At 72.0% G+C, this 22,666-nt stretch carries 21 protein-coding genes; 11 read left to right on the top strand and 10 right to left on the bottom strand.

The genetic code is table 11. From position 1 onward, the window contains the following. The first annotated feature begins 258 nt into the window (after positions 1-258). Together OEIGOIKO_RS22595 and OEIGOIKO_RS22590 are read left to right on the top strand one after the other, a co-directional pair. Positions 259-768 carry an STAS domain-containing protein gene (locus tag OEIGOIKO_RS22595; RefSeq protein ID WP_125055565.1) on the top strand — a complete coding sequence of 170 codons (510 nt, stop codon included), beginning with the start codon at positions 259-261 and terminating at the stop codon, positions 766-768. A gap of 51 nt (positions 769-819) precedes the next feature. Continuing rightward, on the top strand, positions 820-1,047 hold the full coding sequence (locus tag OEIGOIKO_RS22590) for a hypothetical protein (RefSeq protein ID WP_050510721.1): 228 nt from the start codon (positions 820-822) through the stop codon (positions 1,045-1,047). A 51-nt stretch (positions 1,048-1,098) separates the two neighbouring features. Here OEIGOIKO_RS22590 and OEIGOIKO_RS22585 read toward each other — a convergent pair whose 3' ends face one another. The 3 genes from OEIGOIKO_RS22585 to OEIGOIKO_RS22575 all read right to left on the bottom strand — a co-directional run bounded on the left by OEIGOIKO_RS22585 (position 1,099) and on the right by OEIGOIKO_RS22575 (position 3,142). Continuing rightward, entirely contained in the window at positions 1,099-1,884 is a 786-nt protein-coding gene (locus OEIGOIKO_RS22585) for an SDR family NAD(P)-dependent oxidoreductase (protein ID WP_125055564.1), read from the bottom strand. Beyond that, on the bottom strand, positions 1,881-2,384 hold the full coding sequence (locus OEIGOIKO_RS22580; protein ID WP_125055563.1) for a cupin domain-containing protein: 504 nt from the start codon (positions 2,382-2,384) through the stop codon (positions 1,881-1,883). Before OEIGOIKO_RS22580 ends, OEIGOIKO_RS22585 begins: the two co-directional genes overlap by 4 nt. Positions 2,385-2,539: 155 nt before the next feature. Next, positions 2,540-3,142, bottom strand: a complete 603-nt coding sequence (locus tag OEIGOIKO_RS22575) for a TetR/AcrR family transcriptional regulator (protein ID WP_125055562.1) — start codon at positions 3,140-3,142, stop codon at positions 2,540-2,542. Between the two features lie 112 nt (positions 3,143-3,254). Between OEIGOIKO_RS22575 and OEIGOIKO_RS22570 the strand changes: the two genes are divergently transcribed. Then, positions 3,255-4,895: an FAD-dependent monooxygenase gene (locus OEIGOIKO_RS22570; protein WP_125055561.1), complete on the top strand. Its 1,641-nt coding sequence runs from the start codon at positions 3,255-3,257 to the stop codon at positions 4,893-4,895. Between the two features lie 521 nt (positions 4,896-5,416). Here the strand turns inward: OEIGOIKO_RS22570 and OEIGOIKO_RS22565 are convergent. Beyond that, on the bottom strand, positions 5,417-6,148 hold the full coding sequence (locus tag OEIGOIKO_RS22565) for an AAA family ATPase (RefSeq protein WP_125055560.1): 732 nt from the start codon (positions 6,146-6,148) through the stop codon (positions 5,417-5,419). Between the two features lie 54 nt (positions 6,149-6,202). Here OEIGOIKO_RS22565 and OEIGOIKO_RS22560 point away from each other — a divergent pair, with 54 nt between their 5' ends. From OEIGOIKO_RS22560 to OEIGOIKO_RS22540, 5 genes are all read left to right on the top strand, one after another. Continuing rightward, positions 6,203-6,538 carry a YnfA family protein gene (locus OEIGOIKO_RS22560; RefSeq protein WP_125055559.1) on the top strand — a complete coding sequence of 112 codons (336 nt, stop codon included), beginning with the start codon at positions 6,203-6,205 and terminating at the stop codon, positions 6,536-6,538. Between the two features lie 61 nt (positions 6,539-6,599). Then, the gene (locus OEIGOIKO_RS22555) at positions 6,600-7,388 is read left to right on the top strand and encodes an SDR family oxidoreductase (RefSeq protein WP_125055558.1); all 789 of its coding nucleotides are present in this window, start codon (positions 6,600-6,602) and stop codon (positions 7,386-7,388) included. Between the two features lie 417 nt (positions 7,389-7,805). Beyond that, complete coding sequence (locus OEIGOIKO_RS22550) at positions 7,806-8,186, top strand: RNHCP domain-containing protein (RefSeq protein ID WP_218040063.1); 381 nt, start codon at positions 7,806-7,808, stop codon at positions 8,184-8,186. A 16-nt stretch (positions 8,187-8,202) separates the two neighbouring features. Next, positions 8,203-8,619 (top strand): RNHCP domain-containing protein, encoded by a 417-nt coding sequence (locus tag OEIGOIKO_RS22545; RefSeq protein WP_125055556.1) that lies wholly within the window; start codon positions 8,203-8,205, stop codon positions 8,617-8,619. A gap of 425 nt (positions 8,620-9,044) precedes the next feature. After that, entirely contained in the window at positions 9,045-9,749 is a 705-nt protein-coding gene (locus OEIGOIKO_RS22540; RefSeq protein WP_125055555.1) for a GAF domain-containing protein, read from the top strand. A gap of 566 nt (positions 9,750-10,315) precedes the next feature. Here the strand turns inward: OEIGOIKO_RS22540 and OEIGOIKO_RS22535 are convergent. Next, a complete protein-coding gene (locus tag OEIGOIKO_RS22535; protein WP_125055554.1) occupies positions 10,316-11,509 on the bottom strand; it encodes an RtcB family protein in 1,194 nt (397 codons plus the stop codon). Positions 11,510-11,670: 161 nt separating this feature from the next. Between OEIGOIKO_RS22535 and OEIGOIKO_RS22530 the strand changes: the two genes are divergently transcribed. After that, a complete protein-coding gene (locus OEIGOIKO_RS22530) occupies positions 11,671-12,561 on the top strand; it encodes a hypothetical protein (RefSeq protein ID WP_125055553.1) in 891 nt (296 codons plus the stop codon). A 200-nt stretch (positions 12,562-12,761) separates the two neighbouring features. Next, the gene (locus OEIGOIKO_RS22525) at positions 12,762-13,484 is read left to right on the top strand and encodes a DUF3558 domain-containing protein (RefSeq protein ID WP_125055552.1); all 723 of its coding nucleotides are present in this window, start codon (positions 12,762-12,764) and stop codon (positions 13,482-13,484) included. Between the two features lie 109 nt (positions 13,485-13,593). Here the strand turns inward: OEIGOIKO_RS22525 and OEIGOIKO_RS22520 are convergent, their stop codons facing one another. The 4 genes from OEIGOIKO_RS22520 to lysS form a co-directional block, all read right to left on the bottom strand. Continuing rightward, positions 13,594-15,942: a glycoside hydrolase family 65 protein gene (locus OEIGOIKO_RS22520; RefSeq protein WP_125055551.1), complete on the bottom strand. Its 2,349-nt coding sequence runs from the start codon at positions 15,940-15,942 to the stop codon at positions 13,594-13,596. Then, positions 15,939-16,790: an HAD family hydrolase gene (locus OEIGOIKO_RS22515; protein ID WP_246177491.1), complete on the bottom strand. Its 852-nt coding sequence runs from the start codon at positions 16,788-16,790 to the stop codon at positions 15,939-15,941. Before OEIGOIKO_RS22515 ends, OEIGOIKO_RS22520 begins: the two co-directional genes overlap by 4 nt. Positions 16,791-16,903: 113 nt before the next feature. After that, positions 16,904-17,125 (bottom strand): hypothetical protein, encoded by a 222-nt coding sequence (locus OEIGOIKO_RS22510; RefSeq protein ID WP_246177490.1) that lies wholly within the window; start codon positions 17,123-17,125, stop codon positions 16,904-16,906. Positions 17,126-17,263: 138 nt separating this feature from the next. Then, the gene (lysS, locus tag OEIGOIKO_RS22505; RefSeq protein WP_125055550.1) at positions 17,264-18,988 is read right to left on the bottom strand and encodes a lysine--tRNA ligase; all 1,725 of its coding nucleotides are present in this window, start codon (positions 18,986-18,988) and stop codon (positions 17,264-17,266) included. 156 nt (positions 18,989-19,144) lie between these two features. Between lysS and argS the strand changes: the two genes are divergently transcribed. Continuing rightward, positions 19,145-20,923, top strand: coding sequence for an arginine--tRNA ligase (gene argS, locus OEIGOIKO_RS22500; protein ID WP_125055549.1), 1,779 nt, complete (start codon positions 19,145-19,147; stop codon positions 20,921-20,923). Positions 20,924-21,065: 142 nt separating this feature from the next. Here the strand turns inward: argS and OEIGOIKO_RS22495 are convergent, their stop codons facing one another. Beyond that, complete coding sequence (locus OEIGOIKO_RS22495; RefSeq protein WP_125055548.1) at positions 21,066-22,640, bottom strand: helix-turn-helix domain-containing protein; 1,575 nt, start codon at positions 22,638-22,640, stop codon at positions 21,066-21,068. Between the last annotated feature and the right edge of the window lie 26 nt (positions 22,641-22,666).

Raw genomic sequence — 22,666 nt, 5'->3', positions numbered from 1 at the left:
CTGAAAGCTGTCAGGCGACGGGCCGTTGCCGGGCCCCGGCGGGGCTCGGCGGCGGGTGACCGGGGCCTCGGCCGCAGGGTCACGGACGGCGGCTCCGGGCGGCGCGCGCCGTACGGGTGACGCGCCGTCAGGGCGCCCCCGCCTCCGACCGGTCGGTCACGCACGCTGTTCGCGCCACCCGCCCCGCACTATCCTGGACGGTGCAGCCCGAGTCCCCGGCAGCGCGGAAGCCCGTCCGCCCCGAGGAGGCGCGTGCTGATGGCAGATCCCGGAACGTCCCTCGACTTCCCGCGCGCCGGCGCGGTGGGCACGCGGGTGCCGACCCGCCACCACACCCGGCACGCACCGGCGCGGACCTCCGCGCCGGCCGTGCCGCCGGAGCCCGCGACGGGCGAGGCGCCGTCGGTCCCCGTGACCGACACCGACTTCGCGGTCCTCATCGTCCGCGGCCGGGTGGACCTGGCGACGCTGCCCACCCTGCGCGAACGCCTGCGGCGCCTGCCCCGCGCTCCCGGGAGCCTGCTGATCGTCGACCTGTCCGAGGTCACCGACTGCTGCGCGCTCGCCCTCGGCCCGCTCGTCGCGGCGGCCAGGCGGGCCCGTGCGCAGGGCGGTGACCTGCGTCTCGTCCAGCCGAGCCCGGTCGTCCTCGCGGCGTTGCAGGCCAGTGGCCTGAACCGGCTGCTGCCGGTCTTCTCCGGCCTGGACACCGCGACCGGCACCCCGGCCGCCGAACCGCCCGGCCCACCGGCCGGGGCCGTGGCCTAGAAGCGCCCCGGCGGGGCGCTTCCGATCACCGCACACTGTGGGAGGTACGCAGTGTTCCCACTTCTGCTCGTCTCGTTCCTGCTGACGGTCGCCGCCGGGTTCGCCAATCCGGTGTGGTGGCTGGCCTCCGCCGTCCTGCTCTATCTGGCCGTGCGCTTCCGCCAGGGCTACCTGAGCTACGACGCGGAGTACCGCGCCTACCGGGAGCGCCGCATCCGCCAGGACCGCTACGACAAGCGGTACCGCGCGGAGCGTGGCGGCGCGGCCAAGGGCAAGTAGCCCGCCGGGGCCGGGCGGGCGGTGCGGGACGGGCGGACATCAAGTGCGCGGTCACCAGGTGGGCCTGGCCGACACCCCGCCGTCCACCACCAGGTCGTGCCCGGTCACCCATGCGGCCATCGGCGAGGCGAGGAAGACACACGCGTCGCCGATGTCCTCGGGGCGGCCGAGCCGGCCGGCCGGTACCGCCTGCCGGTAGCGGTTCACACCGTCCGGCCAGGACTCCGCCAGGCCGTCGCGGTCGATCAGGCCCGGCGAGACGCTGTTGACGCGGATGCCGTCGGGCCCGTACTCCAGCGCGGCCGTGCGCGCGTGCATCACGACGGCCGCCTTGGACGCGCAGTAGTGGGCGTGGGCGGCGGTGGGCTGGTGCGCCTCGATGGAGGCGATGTGGGTGACCGAGCCGCCTCCGCCGTCCCGCATCACCGCGGCGGCGGCCTGGGTGCAGGCGAAGACGCTCAGGACGTTGGTGTCGTTGACCGCGCGCCAGTCGTCGACGGTCATGGAGGCAAGGTCCTGGACGGGCTGCACGCCCGCGTTGTTCACCAGGGCGGTGAGCCGGCCGCGCCACTCCGCCGCCGTACGCACCAGTTGGTGGCACTCCTCCTCGGCGGACAGGTCGGCTCGTACGGCAAGCGCGCTGCCGCCCTGCTCCTCGATGCGCGAGACGAGTGCTTCGGCGGCGGTGGCGTTCGTCCGGTAGTGGGCGACGACCGCGGCGCCCGCCGCGGCGAAGCGCAGCGCGATGCCGCTGCCGAGGCCGCCGCCCGCGCCGGTGACCAGGGCCACCTGGCCCGCGAGGGAGGGCAGCCGCGGGCTGCCGACGGGCGCGCTCACGGGCGGGACAGCGCGGTGATGCGCGCCGCCTCCTGGGGGTAGCGCGCGGCCAGTTCGGCGGCGTCCCCGTGCTCGTACATGTCGAAGGTGAAGCCCGGCGCCATGGTGCAGCCGAACAGCGACCAGGCGCCGCCGTCGGCGACCTCGGCCGCCATCCAGGTGCCGGCCGGCACCGTGAACTGGACGTGCTGGCCGCCCAGCACGTCCGGCCCGAGGATGACCATCCGGGTGCCGCCGGACGGGTCCAGCAGCAGCATCGTGAGCGGGTCGCCGAGGTAGAAGTGCCAGACCTCGTCGGTGGGCAGGCGGTGGAGAGCGCTGTGCCCGTCGGGTTCCGCGGTGAGCAGGACGACGATCGCGGTGCCTTCCGGCCGTCCGTCGGGGCGTTCGGGCCCCGCCCAGGTCTGCCGGTAGCGGCCGCCCTCTCTGGGCAGCGGCTCCAGTCCGTAGAGTTCGACGATTTCCTGGGGCGACGGTGACACGGACGGTTGCCGGGCCATGCGTCTCCTTCCCGGTCCTCTGCGGGTACGGCGGCACGTACGGCTGGTGCGGCCACCACCGTAGAACGGCGGTGCCGCCGCGTCCGCAGATCACCGAAGCCTGGCGCGTCATGGGCAGGTCGGGGCAGGTTCCCGGCCGGATCACGCCACCGGCTCTACGGGTGCTCGGCCGTCAGATAGTGCTGGATGGTGGGCCCCAGCCAGCTGACGACCTCCTCGCGGCCGAGGGCGGCGGCGGGCGGCAGCACCAGGACGTACCGCAGCATGCCCATGCCCACGAGCTGGGAGCCGACCAGCGCCGCGCGGGACTCGGCCTTCTCCGGGACGGCGCACACCGCCGCGAGCGCCGGTCTGATCTGTTCGGCGAAGACGCCGCGCAGCCGTTCGGCACCCGCTTCGTTGGTGACGGCGACGCGCACCATCGCGGTCAGCGTCTCGTCGCGCTCCCAGCGGTCGAGGAAGTGCCGTACGAGCATGGCGCCGAGCTGATCGCGCGGGACGGACGTCAGGTCGGGCAGCTTCAGGTCGATCTCGGAGGCCGCCGCGAACAGGCCCGCCTTGTTGCCGTAGTAGCGCATGACCATCGACGGGTCGATGCCCGCGTCCCGGGCGACGGCCCGGATGGTGGCGCGTTCGTAGCCGTCGGCGGCGAAGCGCTCGCGGGCGGCTTCGAGGATCGCGGCACGGGTGGCGTCGGAGCGGCGGGGGCGGTCCGGCGCGGCGTCCGGTGCGGACGGGGAGGATTGGGTCTCAGCCATGCCAACGACTGTAGGCCAACAGCTGTTGACCGGCCAGCGGCCCGGCTCTATCGTTGCCAACAAGCGTTGACCAACAACCGTTGGCAAACAAGTGTTGGCATTGGAGGCGGCCATGTCCCGCGATCCCGGCACCACCGACGACCCGAATTCCACGCACCCCGCGACCACCGCGCACACCGGCGAGCCCGCCGACGTCCTCGTGGTCGGCGCCGGCCCCACCGGCCTGCTGCTCGCCGGGGACCTCGCCGTCGCCGGCCTGCGCGTCACCCTGCTGGAGCGCCGCGCCCCCGGCCTCAGCAACCTGACCCGCGCGATGGCCGTGCACGCCCGCAGCCTCGAACAGCTCGACGCGCGCGGCCTCGCCGACGAACTGGTGGCGAGCGGCCACGCGCTGCGGAGCATGCGGCTCTTCGGCGGCGTCGTCCTGAAGCCGACCCGGCTGCCCTCCCGTTTCCCGTTCGTGCTGATCACTCCGCAGTACGAGGTCGAGCGGCTGCTGGAGCGGCGCGCGCAGAAGGCCGGCGTCACCTTCCGGTACGGGGCCCGGGTGACCGGCCTGGACCAGGACGCCCACGGCGTCCAGGCCCGCGTACAGGAGGACGACGGGACGACCACGACGTACCGCGCGTCCTACCTGGTCGGCACGGACGGCGTGCGCAGCACCGTCCGCAAGGCGCTCGGCCTGCCCTTCCCCGGCCGCGCCGTGGTCAGCTCCGTCGTCCTCGCGGACGTACGGCTCGACGAGCAGCCCGACCTCCCGATGGTCGGCAACGCCGACGGCGACGCCATCGCGGTCGTGGCCAACTTCGGCGACGGCTGGTACCGCGTCGTCGGCTGGGACCGCCGCCGGCAGATCCCCGAGGACTCCCCCGTCGACCCCGAAGAGGTCCGCAGCTACCTGCGCCTCGCCCTCGGCACCGACTACGGGATGAGCGAGGTGCGCTGGACCTCCCGCTTCCACAGCGACGAGCGCCAGGTGCCGCGCTACCGCGTCGGCCGCGCCTTCCTCGCGGGCGACGCCGCGCACGTCCACTCCCCGGCCGGCGGCCAGGGCATGAACACCGGACTCCAGGACGCCGCCAACCTCAGCTGGAAACTGGCCGCCGTACTGCGCGGCGACGCGGCCGACAGCCTGCTGGACAGCTACGAAGCCGAGCGCCACCCGGTGGGGAAGATGGTGCTGCGCAGCAGCGGCACGCTCATCCGGGCAGCCCAGCTGCGCAGCGCGCCGGCGCGGGCGCTGCGCGCGTCGGTCGCCGGGCTGCTGAACGTGGCGCCGCCCTTGGCGGACCGGGCGCTGGGGAACATCAGCGGGGTGGGCATCTCCTACCGGGCCGAGCGCGGCGCCCACCCGCTCACCGGCAAGCGCGCCCCCGACCTGCGACTGGCGGGCGGCACCCGGCTGTACGAGGCGCTGCGCGGCGGCGCGTTCGTCCTCGTCGTACCGCGGGACGAGGAGCTGCCGGGGACCGAAGGGCTGCCGAGGGCCGAAGCGCTGCCGGACGCCGGGGCGCCGCACGACGGACCGTCGCACCACGGGACCGCTGCGGAGGGCGGTTCCGCCGCCCCCCGCCTCGTCCGGGCCGCCTGGGCCGGCGACCGGCGTACCGCGCTCCTCGTACGTCCCGACGGCTACATCGCCTGGGCCACCGACGCCGCCGATCCGGACGTACGCGCCGCGTCCCTGCGCGGCGCCCTCGGCCGCTGGACCGGCTCGGACCGGGCCGCGGCCCGCGCCCTGGCCCGGTCCTGACCGGCACGCCGTGCCGCATCCGGTGCGGCCCCGCGCGGACCCGTCCCCCGGCCATGAACGGGGAACGGGCCCGCGCCGCCCGGTACGCCCGGCCGTCCCCGGGCCGGGCGGACGGACGCTCGCCGGGCCTGACGGCCGGACCGGATCCCGCAGCTGCCCGGTACCCGCCGCCCGCCACCGAAGTCCGTGCGGTCGCGCGCGATGGAAGATGAGACCGGTCCCCGAAGACGCGGGGCGGGCCGGGCGCGTCGGCGCGCACCCGGACACACCGCACGGAATGCGAGGCGGTCATCCGTTGTCGTCAGCGTCGTACCCCCCGGTAGAAGGGGAATCTAGGGACGCCTCTGCCGCCTGACAAGGGGCCCGGCCAGGGCATGTGACGCCCCGTACGGTTTTTGGCCAGTGGTTCGCCCTTCACGCAGCGGCGACCGCCGGCCCGGCCCTCTCTCCCGTCAATCCCCGCTTCCGGACAACACTCGCGACACCACTCCAGGGCATCGCTCCCCGGCATCGTTTCCGACTCAGTCGATGATGTGCCGCAGATACGCCCGAGGGTCGGTGAGATAGCGCCGCCAGTGGTCGACGAGGGCCAGCTCGTCGTCCCACTCCACCGACCGCATGCCGTGCTCACCGACCTCGACTATCTCCGCGCCGGGCAGGGCCGTGAGCAGCGGAGAGTGGGTGGCGCAGACGACCTGGGCGCCGCCGCGGCGCAACTCGTGCAGCACCCCGAGCAGTTCCAGGCAGGAGGAGAACGACAGCGCGGCCTCCGGCTCGTCCAGCACATACAGTCCCGGCTGCCGGAACTTCTCCCGGAACGCCATCAGGAACCCTTCGCCGTGACTCATCTCCTCCGGCGCCCCCGACAACCGCGCCCGGCCGAGCACGTCGAAGGCCGTCTCGGCCCGCAGGAAGAAGCCGCGCCGGCGCGTACGCGGCCCGCGGACCATCCGGCGGCCCACCGCCGTCGCGTCGAAGCGGATGGCCTGGCCCAGCACGGACGGCTCGCGCGAACTGGCGTACTTGTAACCGGCCGAGCCGCCGTACGAGTCGAGCCCGAAGCCTTCCGCCAGGGCCTCGGCCAGCGTCGACTTGCCCGAGCCGTTCTCTCCCACCAGAAAGGTGACCGGCGCGCGGAACTTCAGCCCGTCCGTGGCCAACCGGCGCACGCACGGCACCGTCCAGGGCCAGCTGTCCCCGGACTCCGCCCTCGCTTCCTCGGAGAGATCCACGTACGCGCGTTCGATGAGCATGTCCCGAAACTCTCACACACCACTGACAACCGCCCCCGTCCTTACGCTGGCCCCATGCTCATCGCCCGCTCCGCCGCCCTCTTCGTCCTCGCCGCCCTCTTCGAGATCGGCGGCGCCTGGCTCGTCTGGCAGGGTGTGCGCGAACACCGCGGCTGGGTCTGGATCGGCGCGGGCGTGCTAGCCCTCGGCGTGTACGGCTTCGTCGCCACGCTCCAGCCGGACGCCGACTTCGGCCGCATCCTCGCCGCGTACGGCGGTGTCTTCGTCGCGGGCTCGCTGGCCTGGGGCATGGTCGCCGACGGCTACCGCCCGGACCGCTGGGACGTGGCCGGCGCACTGATCTGCCTGGCCGGCATGGCCGTGATCATGTACGCGCCCAGGGGCCGCTGACCCGCGCCTATCCTGCGTAGGCACCACGACCGACGCCCGCAGCGCCCGAGGAGCCCGCCGCATGACCGCCGTACCCGACGCGCCCGCCGACCGCCCCCGTACCCGTACCGCCGTCGTCACCGGAGCCAGCAGCGGCATCGGCGCCGCGACCGCCCGCCGGCTGGCCGCCGAGGGCTACCGCGTCGTCCTCGCCGCCCGCCGCACCGAGCGCATCGAGGCGCTGGCCGCCGAGCTGCCGGACGCCGAGGCGCACCGGCTCGACGTCACCGACCGCGCCGCGGTGGACGCCTTCGCCGCGCACCTCCGGGAGCACCACGACTCGGTGGACGTGCTGGTCAACAACGCCGGCGGGGCGCTGGGCGCCGACCCCGTCGCCACCGGCGACCCGGCCGACTGGCGCACCATGTACGAGGTCAACGTCCTCGGCGTCCTCCACGTCACCCAGGCCCTGCTGCCCGCCCTGACCGCCTCCGGGGACGGCACGGTCGTGGTCGTCTCCTCCACCGCCGGACACGGCACCTACGAGGGCGGCGGCGGTTATGTCGCCGCCAAGCACGGCGCGCACGTCATCGCCGAGACGCTCCGGCTGGAGCTGTGCGGCGAGCCCGTGCGCGTCATCGAGATCGCCCCCGGCATGGTCAAGACCGACGAGTTCGCCACCACCCGCTTCCGCGGCGACACCGCCAAGGCCGCCAAGGTCTACGCGGGCGTGGCCGACCCCCTGACCGCCGACGACGTCGCCGACACCATCGGCTGGGCCGTCACCCGCCCGCCCCACGTCAACATCGACCTCCTGGTCGTCCGCCCCCGCGCCCAGGCGTCCAACACCAAGGTGCACCGCACGGCGTGAGGACCGACGCGCGCCCTGGGCCCCGCCCGGGAGGCCGGGGACCAGGGCGCCGCCAGGCAAGCCGGGCCCCAGGGCGCCGCCCCCGGAAAAACCGCTGGCGCCGCCCCCGCCCCCGCCCGTACCGTTTTTTGAGCCGGCGCACCTGCGCGTCGGCGCGCGTGCGCCTGCCCGCACGCGTCCCCTCTCTCGGGCCTCGCCCTGGAAAGCAGTGTCTATGCCCCGGCCGGCGCTGAGCGCGCCTCACCACCGCGCGGACGAACCCCGCCGCTGACCTTCACCGTCTGACGGCCGCCGTCCGCCATGCCGGGCCGGCCGCACCCGCCTTCGCGCGGTGCCGTCCACTGCCCGTACGACCGAGGCCGCTCGGCCTGCTCCCGCTGCCATGACCCACGTTTTCCGGCAAGGAGTCCCCGAGTGCTGTCCAACAGCTCCAAGAACACCCACAGTCCGAAGCCGCTGCCGCGCACCGACACCTTCACCTGCGTCCGCTGCGGGCTGACCGTCACCACCCTCGCCCCGGACGGCAACCGCCGCAACCACTGCCCCAGTTGTCTGCACTCCCGGCACGTACGGGACGCGGCCGAGGGCGGCCCGTCCGCCTGCCGGGGCCGGATGTCGCCCATCGCCATCGCGGTGCTGCGCACCGACGACTGGATGGTGATCCACCGGTGCACCCGCTGCGACGAGCTGACGTCCAACCCGGTCTCCCCGGACGACAACCAGCTGATCCTGATGCGGATGGCGGTCCGGCCACTGGCCCATCCGTCGTTCCCGCTGGAAGCGTTCGGCGACCTGTAGGGCGGGGGACGACGACATGCCACGACGCAGCAACTCCGGTCAGCGGCGCCGCGCCCAGCGGCCCAAGGGCGTCCTCCACGGGCCGGGCGGCGCGTCCGGCGACACCTTCCGCTGTGCCGGATGCCGCCTGGAGGTTCCGCTGGCCGCACCGGGCACCGCCCACCGCAACCACTGCCCGCACTGCCTGGCCAGCCGCCACGTGGACCGCAAGATACCGGGCGACCGGGCCGCGGACTGCGGCGGCCGGATGCGGGCCCTGTGCCTGACCACCCGGCCGGACGGCGAATGGCTGCTGGTCCACCAGTGTCTGGCCTGCGGTGAGCTGAGCACCAACCGCACCGCGGGCGACGACAACGCCAGGGCACTGGTGCGGCTGGCGGTCCGCCCGCTGGCCGACACCCGGATGCCCGTACGGGCGCTGATCGGCCTGTGACACCCCGAGGATACGAATCGGCCGCCTCATGACACGCCGGTGCCGGGCCCTGACGCCGCGGGGCCCGGCACCGGCCGGTCCCGGCGGTTTTCCTTCCTGGCGCCTCTGTTGTCCTCGGTGTCACCAAGTTAGCAATGGTGTTCAGTAATCACCGCTTATCTCTGCGGGAAGGAAAGAGAAGCCACAAAGACGGGCAGAGTCGCTGCCCAATGCCAGGCCGATTTTCCGTGTCCGTATGACACCGCACGGTGCGGGCGTAGCCTGGGAAGGTGGCCGAAGGACGAGCTCGCAGAGACGCGGAAGCCGCGTGGCGACGAGCCGCAGCAGCACGTCAACGTGCCGCTGTCGCGGCTGATGCGGCCGAACTTCACGAGCGCCTGAGCCGGACAAGCGCTGAGCCCGGCAGACACCGGCATCTCGCGGAAATGAACCGCAGGGCCGTTGCCTACCACCTCGCCGCCGTGGAGATGCAGGAGGCGTACGCCCGGCGGCTGGGCAACTGGTCGAGCAAGGACCGGCATACCCGCCCGCTCTTCATGGACACCGTCGTCACGCTGTGCGGGGCCGACGGCGCGTCGATCGTCCTGCTCGACGCGGACCTGAGACAACTGGCGGTCGCCTTCTCCGACCGACGCGCCCGGAAGGCGCAGGACCTGGAGTACGTGCTGGGGGAAGGGCCCGCGCACGACGCGGTCCGAAGCCGCTTCCCGGTGATCGCCGCCGGCACCGGCCTGTTGACCCGCTGGCCCGGTTACGGCCGCGAGATCTCGGGGCTCGGACTGCGAGTCGCCGCCGCCGTACCGCTCACCGTCGCGGGGACGTGCTTCGGGGCGTTGGCCGTCTACGACCGCCGGCGCCCCCCCCAACAAGCCGACCTCGACCGGGCCGCGTCGGCCCTCATCGAGGAGGTCATGCTCGGCCCGGACGGAGACCCCTTGCTGTACGGGGACATCGATCAACAGATCGTGGTCCACCAGGCCACCGGCATGGTGTCAGCGCGGGAAGGCTGCAGCCTCTCGGACGCCTTGGCCCTCATCAAGGCCCGGGCCTTCGTGAAAGAGAGAACCGCGGACGAGATCGCGCACCAGGTGGTCCACTCCCGCCTGCGGCTGTCGAGCGACCCGGACTGACCGGCACCGACAGCCATCCGGCACCGGCACGTGCCCGGGGGCGGGCGGCGGCCTGTCCATCTCACCGCCTCCTGTCCACCGTTCGCTCAGCGGACGGCGCCGCGACTCGCCCGAGGCGCTTCCATGCCACGTCGAGCGCTTTCCAGGATGTCCTGGTTCCGGACGCACATCTGCTGGGCTCGCGTGCGCATCTCCTTCGCCCGCTTCCTCATCAGCCAGGACCGCGCGACAGTAGCCCGACTGTCCTGGAGGATCCATTTCGGCTTCATGAAGTACGGCCGTTCGAACGAATCGAATGAAGAACTCATCAAGGCACTCCAGAGCCCCCGACGGAAGTACTTGTTGTGTGCAGATTATATGAACCATTATGAAGTGTGCCGGAAGGCCGAGTTCGAGCCACGTCAGCAGGCGCGTGCTGGATGGTCGCAAACACCCGCAGTGGTTGCAACACCCCTCCGGCCCTGTCTCTCCGTGCACAGGTCCGGGTACCCCGCCACGCCATCGGCAGTCCCACCACCAGACAGGAGCCGGGCCGCACCAGCCCGGAGTACGTGCGGCGCCGGACCTCACCCCTTCACACACACCACCTGCTTGAGCTTGGCCACGACCTCCACCAGGTCCCGCTGCTGGTCGATGACCTTCTCGATCGGCTTGTACGCGCCAGGGATCTCGTCCACGACGCCGGAGTCCTTGCGGCACTCCACGCCCCGCGTCTGCTCCTCCAGGTCCTGCGTAGAGAAACGCTTCTTCGCGGCGTTGCGGCTCATCTTCCGGCCCGCGCCGTGCGAGGCGGAGTTGAAGGACGCCGGGTTGCCGAGGCCCTTGACGATGTACGAACCGGTGCCCATCGAACCGGGGATGATGCCGTAGTCACCGCTCCCCGCGCGGATCGCCCCCTTGCGCGTCACCAGCAGGTCCATACCGTCGTACCGCTCCTCCGCCACGTAGTTGTGATGGCAGGAGATCACCGGCTCGAACACCGGCTTGGCCTTCTTGAACTCCTTGCGGACGACGTCCTGGAAGAGCGCCATCATGATCGCGCGGTTGTGCCGGGCGTACTCCTGCGCCCAGAAGAGGTCGTTACGGTACGCCGCCATCTGCGGGGTGTCCGCGACGAAGACGGCGAGGTCGCGGTCGACCAGCCCCTGGTTGTGCGGCAGCTTCTGCGCCTGGCCGATGTGGAAGTCGGCCAGCTCCTTGCCGATGTTGCGGGAGCCGGAGTGCAGCATCAGCCACACCGCGCCGGTCTCGTCGAGGCAGAACTCGATGAAGTGGTTGCCGCCGCCGAGCGACCCCATCTGCTTGACGGCCCGCTCCGCACGGAACCTGACGGCTTCCGCCACCCCGCCGAAGCGGCTCCAGAAGTCGTCCCAGCCACTGGTCGCCAAGCCGTGCAGGCGGCCCGGGTCCACCGGCTCGTCGTGCATGGCGCGCCCGACCGGGATGGCCTCCTCGATCTTGGAGCGGAGGCGGGAGAGGTCGCCGGGGAGGTCGTCGGCGGTGAGCGAGGTCTTGACGGCGCTCATGCCGCAGCCGATGTCGACACCGACGGCCGCCGGGCAGACCGCCCCGTGCATGGCGATCACCGAACCGACCGTCGCACCCTTGCCGTAATGCACGTCCGGCATCACGGCCAGGCCCTTGATCCATGGCAGGGTGGCCACGTTGCGCAGTTGCTGCATGGCCGCGCCCTCGACCGTGGACGGGTCCGTCCACATCCGGATCGGAACCTTCGCCCCGGGCACCTCGGTGTACGACATAACTTCCTCATTCCCCCGAAAAGTAATAAATAGCAAAAGCCGGACAAGAAGCCTGATCAAGGACAGGGAACCGGCGTGTGCGGCAGAACGTGCGGTAGACATTGTGTCCATCCGCCGTCTGGCCGCGGCAACCAGATTTCCTACGGAAGGAGCCGGGAACGGTGCAGCGAAGGTCGTTCGTACCGGGGACCGCGCTGGCGACCGTGGCGGCGCTGGCCGCCACGCTCACCGCCTGCACCGGCGGCTCCGGATCCGGCAGCGGCTCCGCCGACACCAAGGGCGGCGGCGCGGCCGCCACGTCGGCGTCCGCCGAGCCCGGCAAGTACAAGACCCTCCCCGAACCCTGCGGCCTGCCCTCCAAGGGCATCCTGCGCCGGCTGCTGCCGCCCGGCGGCACGGAGAGCCCGCAGGACGCCGACAAGGTCTACGCGGGCACCGCCGACATCACGTACGACACGGACCGCCGGGTCGGCTGCCGCTGGAAGCGTGAGGCGCCCGACGGCACCCGCCACCTCACCCTGGACTTCGAGCGGGTCGTCTCCTACGACCCCGCCGTCAGCGACGACGACAAGGCGCAGAACGTCTACGGGAAGAAGGAGCTGGCCGCCCAGCTCCCGTCCGGCGGCACCAGCACATCACCCACGCCCTCCTCCGACAAGGGCGACCAGAGCGGCAAGCCCGACGGCGACCGGACCGACAATCCCGGCGGCGACCAGGAATCCGGCAAGACCGCCGCAGGCGGCAAGGCCTCCCCCGCCCCCTCCTCGCCACCCCCCTCCCCCAGCGGCAGCCCGAGCGACACACCCGGCTCCGACATCGCCCCGCGCATCCTGGACGGTCTCGCCGACGCCGCCTTCCTCAACGACAAGCTGGTCACCGCGGACAGCGGTGTGCACCGGGACGTCACGATCGTCTTCCGCTCCTCGAACGTCATCGTGACCCTCTCCTACGACCAGTGGTCGGCCGACAAGACGAGGCTGCCCGACAGCAGGGATCTCCAGGAGAAGGCCCAGGCGCTGGCCCAGGAGCTGGCCGACCGCTTCAACGAATAGTCCGGTTTGTCCGGCGAGTAACGTCACGAATCGCCCTCCGGCCGCCTTCCTCCGCGTACCGTGTGCCCCCGAGCCCCGCGCGCGGCAGCGTCGCCGCGCGCTCCGAAGGACGTATCGCGTACGGACCGCACCCGGCCCGCCCGCGGCACCCGACGGCGTCCAGTGCGACGCGCCGAACGACGACGAACAGCGAAGGAACCATGCACCGTTCAGCCAAGCGACTCGCCAGCCTCCTCGCCTGCGCAGCCGTACCGGTGATGCTCGTCGCCGGCTGCTCCTCCGACGACGACTCCGGCAAGAAGGAGTCGGGCGGCGGCGCATCGAAGTCCGCCACCCCCAGCAAGAGCGGCAGCTCCTCCCCCAGCGTCGCGCCCGCGAAGCTGAAGAAGCTGCCCAACCCCTGCCAGGCCGTGTCCCAGGACACCGTCAAGAAGCTGGTCCCCAAGACCAAGAACGCCGACGGCGAGCAGGGCAAGTCCTCCGACGCCATGGCCCGCGGCTACTGCGCCTGGAACAGCTCCGACTCCCAGGGCGTGGACGGCACCCAGTACCGCTGGCTGGACGTCGGCTTCCAGCGCTACGACTCCGACCCGACCCTGGGCACCGGCGAGAAGCGCGCCACCGACTTCTACAAGAAGCAGGTGGACGCCGCCAAGGCCACCCAGGACGCCAAGAACACCAAGACCGGCGCGGTCGAGGGCAACGGCGACGAGTCGGCCTGGATCACCTACGACCTGAAGAAGGACGGCTCCGACTTCAAGAACCAGACGGTGGTCGCCCGCACCGCGAACGTCGTGGTCACCGTCAACTACAACGGCGCGGGCATGGCCGGCGCCGACGCACCCGACCCGAGCGACCTCCTCAAGGCCGCCGAAACCGCCGCCAAGGAAGCGGTCGCGGCGGTCGGCAAGGCCAACCAGTAACTCGTTTCGTGGTCCCTCCCCGGCCCCGGGACCGGTCCGGCAGCGGACCGAGGGGACGGGGAGGGCCTCAGCGGCCCGGCTCATGTCCGAGCCGAGCCGCCCCGCGTGCTCAGTGCCTCCGCAACGGCCGCCTCCCCGGCGGCTGAGTCGGCTCCGGGCGGGCGGGGAACTCCGGGATCTCCCGTTCCTGGGGGCTCTTGTCGGAGACGGTGAGCGGTTCGCCGTAGTGCTGTATCTCCAGCGGCGCCCCCTCGACCATGCTGTACGTCACCGCCTTGGCGGTGATCTCGACGCGGAGCCGCCGTCCCAGCACCTGGACCGAGAACGCCAGGCGGCTGAGCTTTTCGGGGAGACGCGGTGCGAACGTCAGGCCCTGCCCCGAGTGGCGCATCCCGCCGAAGCCGGCGACCAGGGCGATCCAGGTGCCGGCCAGTGAGGCGGTGTGCAGGCCGTCGCGGGTGTTGTTCTCCAGGTCCTGGAGGTCCATCAGGGCCGCTTCGCCCAAGTAGTCGTAGGCCAGGCGCAGATGGCCGACCTCGGCGGCCACGACGGCCTGGACGCAGGCGGAGAGGGAGGAGTCGCGTACGGTCAGCGGCTCGTAATAGGCGAAGTTGCGCGCCTTGTGCTCGTCGTCGAAGCAGTCGCCGCGCTTGTACAGGGCGAGGACCAGGTCGGCCTGTTTGACGACCTGTTTGCGGTAGAGGTCGAAGTACGGGAAGTGCAGCATCAGCGGGTACTGGTCGGTGCGCGTGCCGGAGAAGTCCCAGGTCTGGTGGGTGGTGAAGCCCGCCGACTGTTCGTGCACCCGCAGGCTGCGGTTGTACGGCACGGCCACCGCCTCGGCGGCGTCCCGCCAGGACGCGCTCTCCTCGTCGTCGACGCCGAGCGCCTCGGCCTCGCGCGGGTGGCGTTCGCACACGTCGGCGGCGGCCCGCAGGTTCGCCTGGGCCATGAGGTTGGTGTAGACGTTGTCGTCGGCGACGGCGCTGTACTCGTCGGGGCCGGTGACGCCGTCGATGTGGAACGTGCCGTGGTGGTCGTGCTGGCCCAGTGAGTGCCACAGCCGGGCGGTCTCCACCAGGATCGGTACGGCCGTCTCCCGCTCGAACTCCTCGTCGCCGGTGGCGCAGACATAGCGGACGACCGCGTCGGCGATGTCGGCGTTGACGTGGAAGGCCGCGGTGCCGGCCGGCCAGTACGCCGAGCACTCCGAGCCCTCGATGGTCCGCCACGGGAACGCGGCGCCGCGGAAGCCGAGTTGTTTCGCGCGGGCGCAGGCGGCGCCCATCGTGTTCTGCCGCCAGCGCAGCGCTTCGGCGACGGCGCCGGGCGAGGTGTACGTCAGCATCGGCAGGACGAACGTCTCACTGTCCCAGAACGTGTGGCCGTCGTACCCGGAGCCGGTCAGGCCCTTGGCGGGAATGGCGCGCTGTTCGGCCCGCGCGCCCGCCTGGAGGACGTGGAAGAGGGCGAAGCGGACGGCCTGCTGGATCTCCGCGTCACCGTCGACCTCGACGTCCGCGCGGTCCCAGAAGTCGTCCAGGTAGGCGCGCTGCTGGTCGGCCAGGCCCTGCCAGCCGGTGCTGCGGGCCCCGGCGAGCGCCGCGTCCACCTGGTCGCGCAGGGCGGGCAGCGAACGCGCACTGGACCAGCCGTACGCCACCGTCTTCTCCAGACGCAGCCGCTGGCCCTGCTTGAGGAGCGCGGTGACGGTGAAGCGGGCGACGTCGTCGCCGCTCTCGCCGTCGGTACGGGTGGCGCCCTCGGGGGCGTCGACGATGTGGTCGGCGGCGGCCGCCACCCGCAGCCCGCTGCGGCGCGTGCGGTGGATCAGCCGCAGCCGCGCGTCGGAGGCGAAGTGCTCCTCCGCCTCCAGCGGGTTGTGCAGCGCCGAGGAGACCCGGGGGTCGCCGCCGGACTCGGGCAGCTGCTCATTGGTGACGAGTTCGGACTGCAGGACGACCCGCACCTCGGAGTCCAGCGGCTCGACCTCGTAGGCGACGGCGGCGACGGCCCGCTGGGTGAAGGAGACCAGCCGGGTGGAGGTCACCCGCACGGTGCAGCCGGCCGGCGAGGTCCATTCGCAGGTACGGCGCAGCACGCCGGCGCGCAGGTCCAGTACGCGTTCGTGGCTGCGCAGCCGCCCGTAGCGCAGATCGAACGGTTCGTCGTTGACCAGCAGCCGGATCAGCTTGCCGTTGGTGACGTTGATGACGGTCTGCCCGGACTCGGGGTAGCCGTAGCCGGCCTCGGCGTACGGGAGCGGGCGCAGTTCGTGGACGCCGTTGAGGTAGCTGCCGGGCAGCCCGTGCGGTTCGCCCTCGTCCAGGTTGCCGCGCCAGCCGATGTGCCCGTTGGAGAGCGCGAAGACCGACTCGCTCTGCGGCAGCACGTCCAGGTTGAGGTCGGTCTCGCGCAGGAGCCAGGGGTCGCAGGCGTAGGAGGAGTGGGTGATCATGCCTGGCGGCCCTCCTTCGGGGACGAGGACTCCGACTGGCCGGACGCGGGCTGCTCGGGCTTCAGCAGCTCGGGCTTCAGCAACTCGGGCTTCAGCAGCTCGGGCTTCAGCAGCTCGGCGAGATCCTTGACGACGACATCGGCGCCGTGCCGCCGCAGCGCGTCGGCCTGGCCGACCCGGTCGACGCCGACGACGTACCCGAAGTGGCCGGCCCGTCCGGCGTCCATCCCGGCCAGGGCGTCCTCGTAGACCACCGCCTGTGAGGCGGGTACGCCCAGCTCCTTGGCGGCCTCCAGGAAGGTGTCGGGGTGCGGTTTGCCCGGCAGCTTCCGCTCGGCGGCCACGTTCCCGTCGATCCGTACGTCGAAGAGGCCCGCCATGTCCACGGACTCCAGCACCTCGCGGCAGTTAGCGCTGGAGGAGACGACGGCGGTGGCCAGCCCCTGCTCCCGTACGGCGTGCACATAGCGGCGGGAGCCTTCGTACGCCTCGGCGCCCTGCTCGCGGAGTTTGTTCAGCAGCAGATTGTTCTTGCGGTTGCCCAGCCCGTGCACGGTCTCGCGGTCGGGCGGGTCGTCGGGACCGCCCTCCGGCAGCTCGATGCCGCGCGAGGCGAGGAAGGTACGGACGCCGTCGGCGCGCGGGCGGCCGTCCACGTACTCGTCATAGTCGGAAACCGGGTCGAAAGGGGTGTATCCGGGGCCGTCCCGGTGGCGCAGGAAGTCGTCGAACGTCTCCTTCCAGGCGGCCGTGTGCACGACGGCCGTCTTGGTCAGAACGCCGTCGAGATCGAACAGGCAGGCCCGGACACGGTCCGGCAGTCCGAGCGGTGTCAGCGAATCCGTCATGGGACACGAGTCCCCGCCCGGTGTTCGACGTATGTCTGTTCCGGGCATTTCCCGCCCGGAACGCCGGTGGGCAGGCTGACACGGCGGACCGCTGCGGCGGGTGCGGCGCCCGGCTACGCGCCCGAGCCCGCCCGCTTCCTGCGCTTCTTGCCCGCCTCCCCCCACACGAAGAGGGCCAGGCCGGCCGCGGCCATACCGACGTACGCGAGCGTCGGCAGGTCGTACCAGTGCGGCAGGATGCCCCAGCCCGTGGTGTCCGTGAAGGTCCGGCCGAGGGCGCCCAGGGCTCCCTGGATCGCGACGATGACGCCGAGGACTCCGATGATTTCTCGCATGGCTCCAGCCTCACGCGAGCGGCCCCGGGGATCGTCGTCCCCGGGGCCGAATCGGCACTCCGTCGAAAGGCGCAGTGGCGCGCTCAGGGCCTCATACCCGTACGCGCCGTCCGTACGGACGGCCCGCCGCGCCCGGCCTCACGCCCCCAGCAGCTTGCGCACCCGGTCCGCGCCGACCGCGAGCAGCAGGGTGGGCAGCCGCGGGCCGGTGTCGCGGCCGACGAGCAGGTTGTAGAGCAGCGCGAAGAACGAGCGCTGCGCGACCTTCAGCTCGGGCGTCGGCTTGGCCTCCGGCGTCAGTCCGGCCTGGATCTTCGGTACGCCGTAGACGAGCGTGGTCAGCCCGTCCAGCGACCAGTGCTCGTCCAGCCCGTCCAGCAGCAGCCGCAGCGACTCGCGGGCCTGGTCGTCGAGCGAGCCGAGCAGCTCGGTGTCCGGCTCGTCACGCACGATGGTGCGCTGCTCGGCCGGGACCTGGGTGTTGATCCAGTACTCGGCCTTGTCCAGCCGGGGCCGGGTCTCGTCCAGGGAGGTGACCGGGTCGGCCGGATCCAGCTCGCCGAGGATGCGCAGCGTCTGCTCGTCGTGCCCGCCGGTGATGTCCGCGACCGAGGCCAGCGTGCGGTACGGCAGCGGGCGCGGGGTACGGGGCAGCTCACCGGCGGCGGTGCGGACCGCGCGGGAGTGCGCGGCGGCGTCGGCGGGCAGCACCGAGCCGTCGGCGACCTTGGCCTCCAGCTTGTCCCACTCGTCGTAGAGCCGCTGGATCTCCTGGTCGAAGGCGATCTTGAAGGACTGGTTGGGCTTGCGGCGCGCGTACAGCCAGCGCAGCAGCGGCGCCTCCATGATCTTCAGTGCGTCGCCCGGGGTCGGCACGCCGCCCTTGGAGGACGACATCTTGGCCATGCCGCTGATGCCGACGAAGGCGTACATCGGGCCGATGGGCTGCGCGCCGTCGAAGATCTCGCGCACGATCTGCCCGCCGACGACGAACGACGAGCCCGGCGAGGAGTGGTCCACACCCGACGGCTCGAAGATCACGCCCTCGTAGGCCCAGCGCATCGGCCAGTCGACCTTCCAGACCAGCTTGCCGCGGTCGAACTCGCTGAGCCGGACCGTCTCGCCGAACCCGCAGGCCGTGCAGGTGTACGTCAGCTCGGTCGTCTCCTCCACGTAGGAGGTGACCGTGGTCAGGTCCTTGTCGCACTGGCCGCAGTACGGCTTGTACGGGAAATAGCCCGCCGAGCCGCTGCTGCCGTCGTCCTCGGCGGCCGCGCCGGAACCCTCGGCGGCCTCCAGCTCGGCCTCGTCGACCGGCTTCTGCGACTTCTTCGCCGGGGCCTTCTTGGTGCGGTACTGGGCGAGGATCGCGTCGATGTCCGCGCGGTGCTTCATCGCGTGCAGGATCTGCTCGCGGTAGGCACCGGAGGTGTACTGCTCGGTCTGGCTGATGCCGTCGTACTCCACGCCCAGCTCGGCGAGCGCCTCGACCATGGCGGCCTTGAAGTGCTCGGCCCAGTTGGCGTACGCGGAACCGGCCGGGGCCGGCACCGAGGTCAGCGGCTTGCCGATGTGCTCGGCCCAGGACTCGTCGACGCCCGCGACGCCGGCCGGGACCTTGCGGTAGCGGTCGTAGTCGTCCCAGGAGATCAGGTGGCGGACCTCGAAGCCCCGGCGGCGGATCTCGTCCGCGACCAGGTGCGGCGTCATGACCTCACGCAGATTGCCCAGGTGGATCGGGCCGGAAGGGCTCAGGCCCGAGGCGCAGACGATCGGTTTGCCGGGGGCGCGGCGCTCCGCCTCGGCAACGACCTCGTCCGCGAACCTGGAGACCCAGTCGGTCTCGGTGCTCTGCTGAGCCACGATCGGCCCTTCCTCTTCTCACCACTCGACAAGCCTGACGGCGACCATTCTCCCAGACGGCGCCGCCGCCGGTTTTTCCCTGTGGAAAACCGATGGAACCGCCGTGGGATACTCGGTGGCAAACCCTTTCCACACCAACGGAACGGCCTTCATTCCATGACATCGGTCCCTTCCCTCGCAGCCACGGTCAACCAGCGCGTCGCGGACGCCCTCTCGGCAGCCCTGCCGGAGGCCGGCGCCGCGGACCCGCTGCTGCGACGAAGCGACCGGGCCGACTTCCAGGCCAACGGCATGCTGGCGCTGGCCAAGAAGCTCAAGGGCAACCCCCGGGAGCTGGCCTCCCAGGTCGTCGGGCAGCTCGCCGCCGGTGACGTGATCAAGGAGATCGAGGTCTCCGGGCCCGGCTTCCTGAACATCACCGTCTCCGACGAGGCGATCGTCCGGACGCTGGCCGCGCGCGCCGCCGACGACCGCCTCGGCGTCCCGTACGCCGACAACCCGGGCACCACGGTCATCGACTACGCGCAGCCGAATGTCGCCAAGGAGATGCACGTCGGCCACCTGCGCTCCGCCGTGATCGGTGCCGCGATGGTCGAGATCCTGGAGTTCACCGGCGAGAAGGTGGTCCGCCGCCACCACATCGGCGACTGGGGCACCCAGTTCGGCATGCTCATCCAGTACCTGATCGAGCACCCGCACGAGCTCGACCACAAGAGCGACGCCTCCTCCGCCGAGACCTCCGGCGAAGAGGCCATGTCGAACCTCAACCGCCTCTACAAGGCGTCCCGCGCGCTCTTCGACTCCGACGAGGAGTTCAAGGACCGCGCCCGCCGCCGCGTCGTCGACCTCCAGGCCGGCGACGAGGAGACGCTCGCCCTGTGGCAGCGCTTCGTCGACGAGTCGAAGGTCTACTTCTACTCGGTCTTCAACAAGCTCGACATGGAGATCCGGGACGCGGACGTGGTCGGCGAATCCGGCTACAACGCGATGCTGGAGGAGACCTGCCGCCTCCTGGAGGAGTCCGGCGTGGCGGTCCGCTCCGACGGCGCGCTCTGTGTCTTCTTCGACGACGTCAAGGGCCCGGACGGCAACCCGACCCCGCTGATCGTCAAGAAGTCCAACGGCGGCTACGGCTACGCGGCCACCGACCTGTCGGCCATCCGCGACCGCGTGCAGGGCCTCGGCGCCACGACCCTGCTGTACGTGGTCGACGCCCGCCAGTCGCTGCACTTCAAGATGGTCTTCGAGACCGCCCGCCGGGCCGGCTGGCTGGGCGACGACGTCGAGCCCGTACAGCTCGCCTTCGGCACCGTCCTCGGCAAGGACGGCAAGCCGTTCAAGACCCGTGAGGGCGAGACGGTGCGGCTGGTGGACCTGCTCGACGAGGCGGTGGAGCGGGCGACCGCCGTCGTACGGGAGAAGGGCGAGAACATCGGCCTGACCGAGCAGGAGATCACCGAGAACGGCTTCCAGGTCGGCATCGGCGCCGTGAAGTACGCGGACCTGTCCACCTCGGCCTCCCGCGACTACAAGTTCGACCTGGACCAGATGGTCTCGCTCAACGGCGACACCAGCGTGTACATCCAGTACGCGTACGCCCGTGTGCAGTCCATCTTCCGCCGCGCCGGGGACGCCGCGCCCAAGGCCCACCCGGAACTGGAGCTGGCCCCCGCGGAGCGCGCGCTGGGCCTGCACCTGGACCAGTTCGGTGAGGTCGTGGCGGAGGCGGCGGCCGGTTACGAGCCCCACAAGCTGGCCGCGTACCTCTACCAGCTCGCCTCTCTCTACACGACCTTCTACGACCAGTGCCCGGTCCTGAAGGCCGAGGGCGGCAACGAGCAGGTGGAGAACCGTCTGTTCCTGTGCGAGCTGACGGCCCGCACACTGCACCGCGGCATGGCGCTGCTGGGCATCCGGACGCCCGAGCGGCTCTGACGCCCCCGGGCATGTACGAGGGAGGCCCCGCCGGAACGGATGTTCCGGCGGGGCCTTCCGCAGTGCGCGAGCCCGATTCCCGTAGGGGCCGGTTCCCGTAGGGGCCGGTTCCCGTAGGGACCGGTTCTTCGGTCGGCCTCGGTCAGCTCCCGTAGGGGGCCCAGGCGTTCTGGTCCCACCGGTAGATGTACTGCGGATGTCCCTGTATCGCGCTCGTACGGAACGGCTTGCCGTGGTCGTCCAGGCGCAGCGTGCCGCGCCGCCCACCACTGCTCCACTCCAGCTCCAGGTACCAGCTGACGTCGTTCGCCTCCGCGTGCGCGTCCACGTACAGCATCTGCGGGTCGGACGCCGAGACCTTGAACGGGAAGTCGGTCGCCGGGATTTTCCGGTCCCCCTGCTCGCCGCCCACCGGCCGTGTCACCGGCTGCGCCGCGTCCAGGCCGACGTCGAACGAGGCCGGGGTGAGCCCGCCGCCGCAGCCGTCGCCCATGGAGTACGCCGACCCCGCTGCCGACGCCGTACGCGTGGTGGTCCGTACGGTGAGCGAGTGCAGGACGACGGCCTGGTCGCTGGTGCCCTGCACGGCCAGCGCCACCCTGAGGTGGCCACCGGGCACCCCGCCGAGCGCGTTCGCCCAGCCGCGCGCGCTCACCCCGGTGGGCGGCGGCGGGACCTCGGTGGGCGGCTTGTCGAGCAGGTACCAGCGGTCGCAGGGGTCGTCCCAGTTGTTCGTACGGACATCGACGGTGAGCGGTGTCCCGCTGCTTTCGCCACTGCTGCCGCCCGCCTCGCCCTTGCCCTCCCCCTCCTCGGACGGGCCGCCGGACGCGCCTTCGGACGGGCTCGCGGTGTCCGCCGCCCTGCCCCGCACCGGCGCGTCGGCCGCCCCGGAAGCGGACGCCGACGCGGACGGGGACGGCGTGCCGGAGGCCCCGCCGTCCGGCACCGGCCCGCGCCCGCCGTGGGCCGACCGGTCGGCCACCTCCGTCCCGGCCGGGGCCGACCGGTCCGGTCCCGAGGAGGAGGCGCTGACGACGATGACGGGCACGGCCAGCGCGACGACGGCGGCGGCTGCCAGGGCCAGGCGGAGTTTGGGGCGGGTGGGGCGGGTGGGGCGAGTGGAGCGGGTGGAGCGGGTGGTGGGAGTTGTGGAAGTGGGGGCTGGTGTGGGTGTGGGGGTGGGGGTGGGGGTGGGGGGTGCCGTGGGGGCAAGGGTTTGCGCGGAGGCGGGAGTGGAAGTCGGCTCGGGGGCTGGCCCGGTAGCCGGTACGGGGTCGGGGCCCGGCTCGGGGGCTGGCCCGGTAGCCGGTACGGGGTCGGGGCCCGGCTCGGACTCGGGCTCCGGTACCGACTCGGGTACAGCAGCCTCCGGCCCCGCCTCCGCCGCCTTCTCGTCCTCCGCCGCCGTCCGCCGCCCCCGCGCAGCGTCCGCCAGGATCCACCGGCGGTGCAGCTCGACCAGTTCCTCCGGCCGCGCGCCGCACACCCGGGCCAGCCGCTCCACGGGCGCGTAATCCGTCGGCACCGCGTCGCCGTTGCAGTAGCGGTGCAGCGTGGACGTACTCATGTGCAGGCGTTTGGCCAGGGCGCCGTAACTCAGCCCTGACCTCGTCTTCAACGTGCGCAGCAGTGCCGCGAAACCGTCCGTGCCGGAAGCCGTGCTCACCGTTTCCCCTCCTGCCCGTCCCGGAACCCCGTTCCAGGGAGCCCCCATTCCCCCAGGTCAGAGTACGCGCAATC

This window comes from Streptomyces paromomycinus, assembly GCF_003865155.1.
Taxonomy (GTDB): Bacteria; Actinomycetota; Actinomycetes; order Streptomycetales; family Streptomycetaceae; genus Streptomyces; species Streptomyces chrestomyceticus.
Note: the sequence above shows the minus strand (reverse complement) of the source record. Positions and strands in the feature narration are given on the sequence as shown.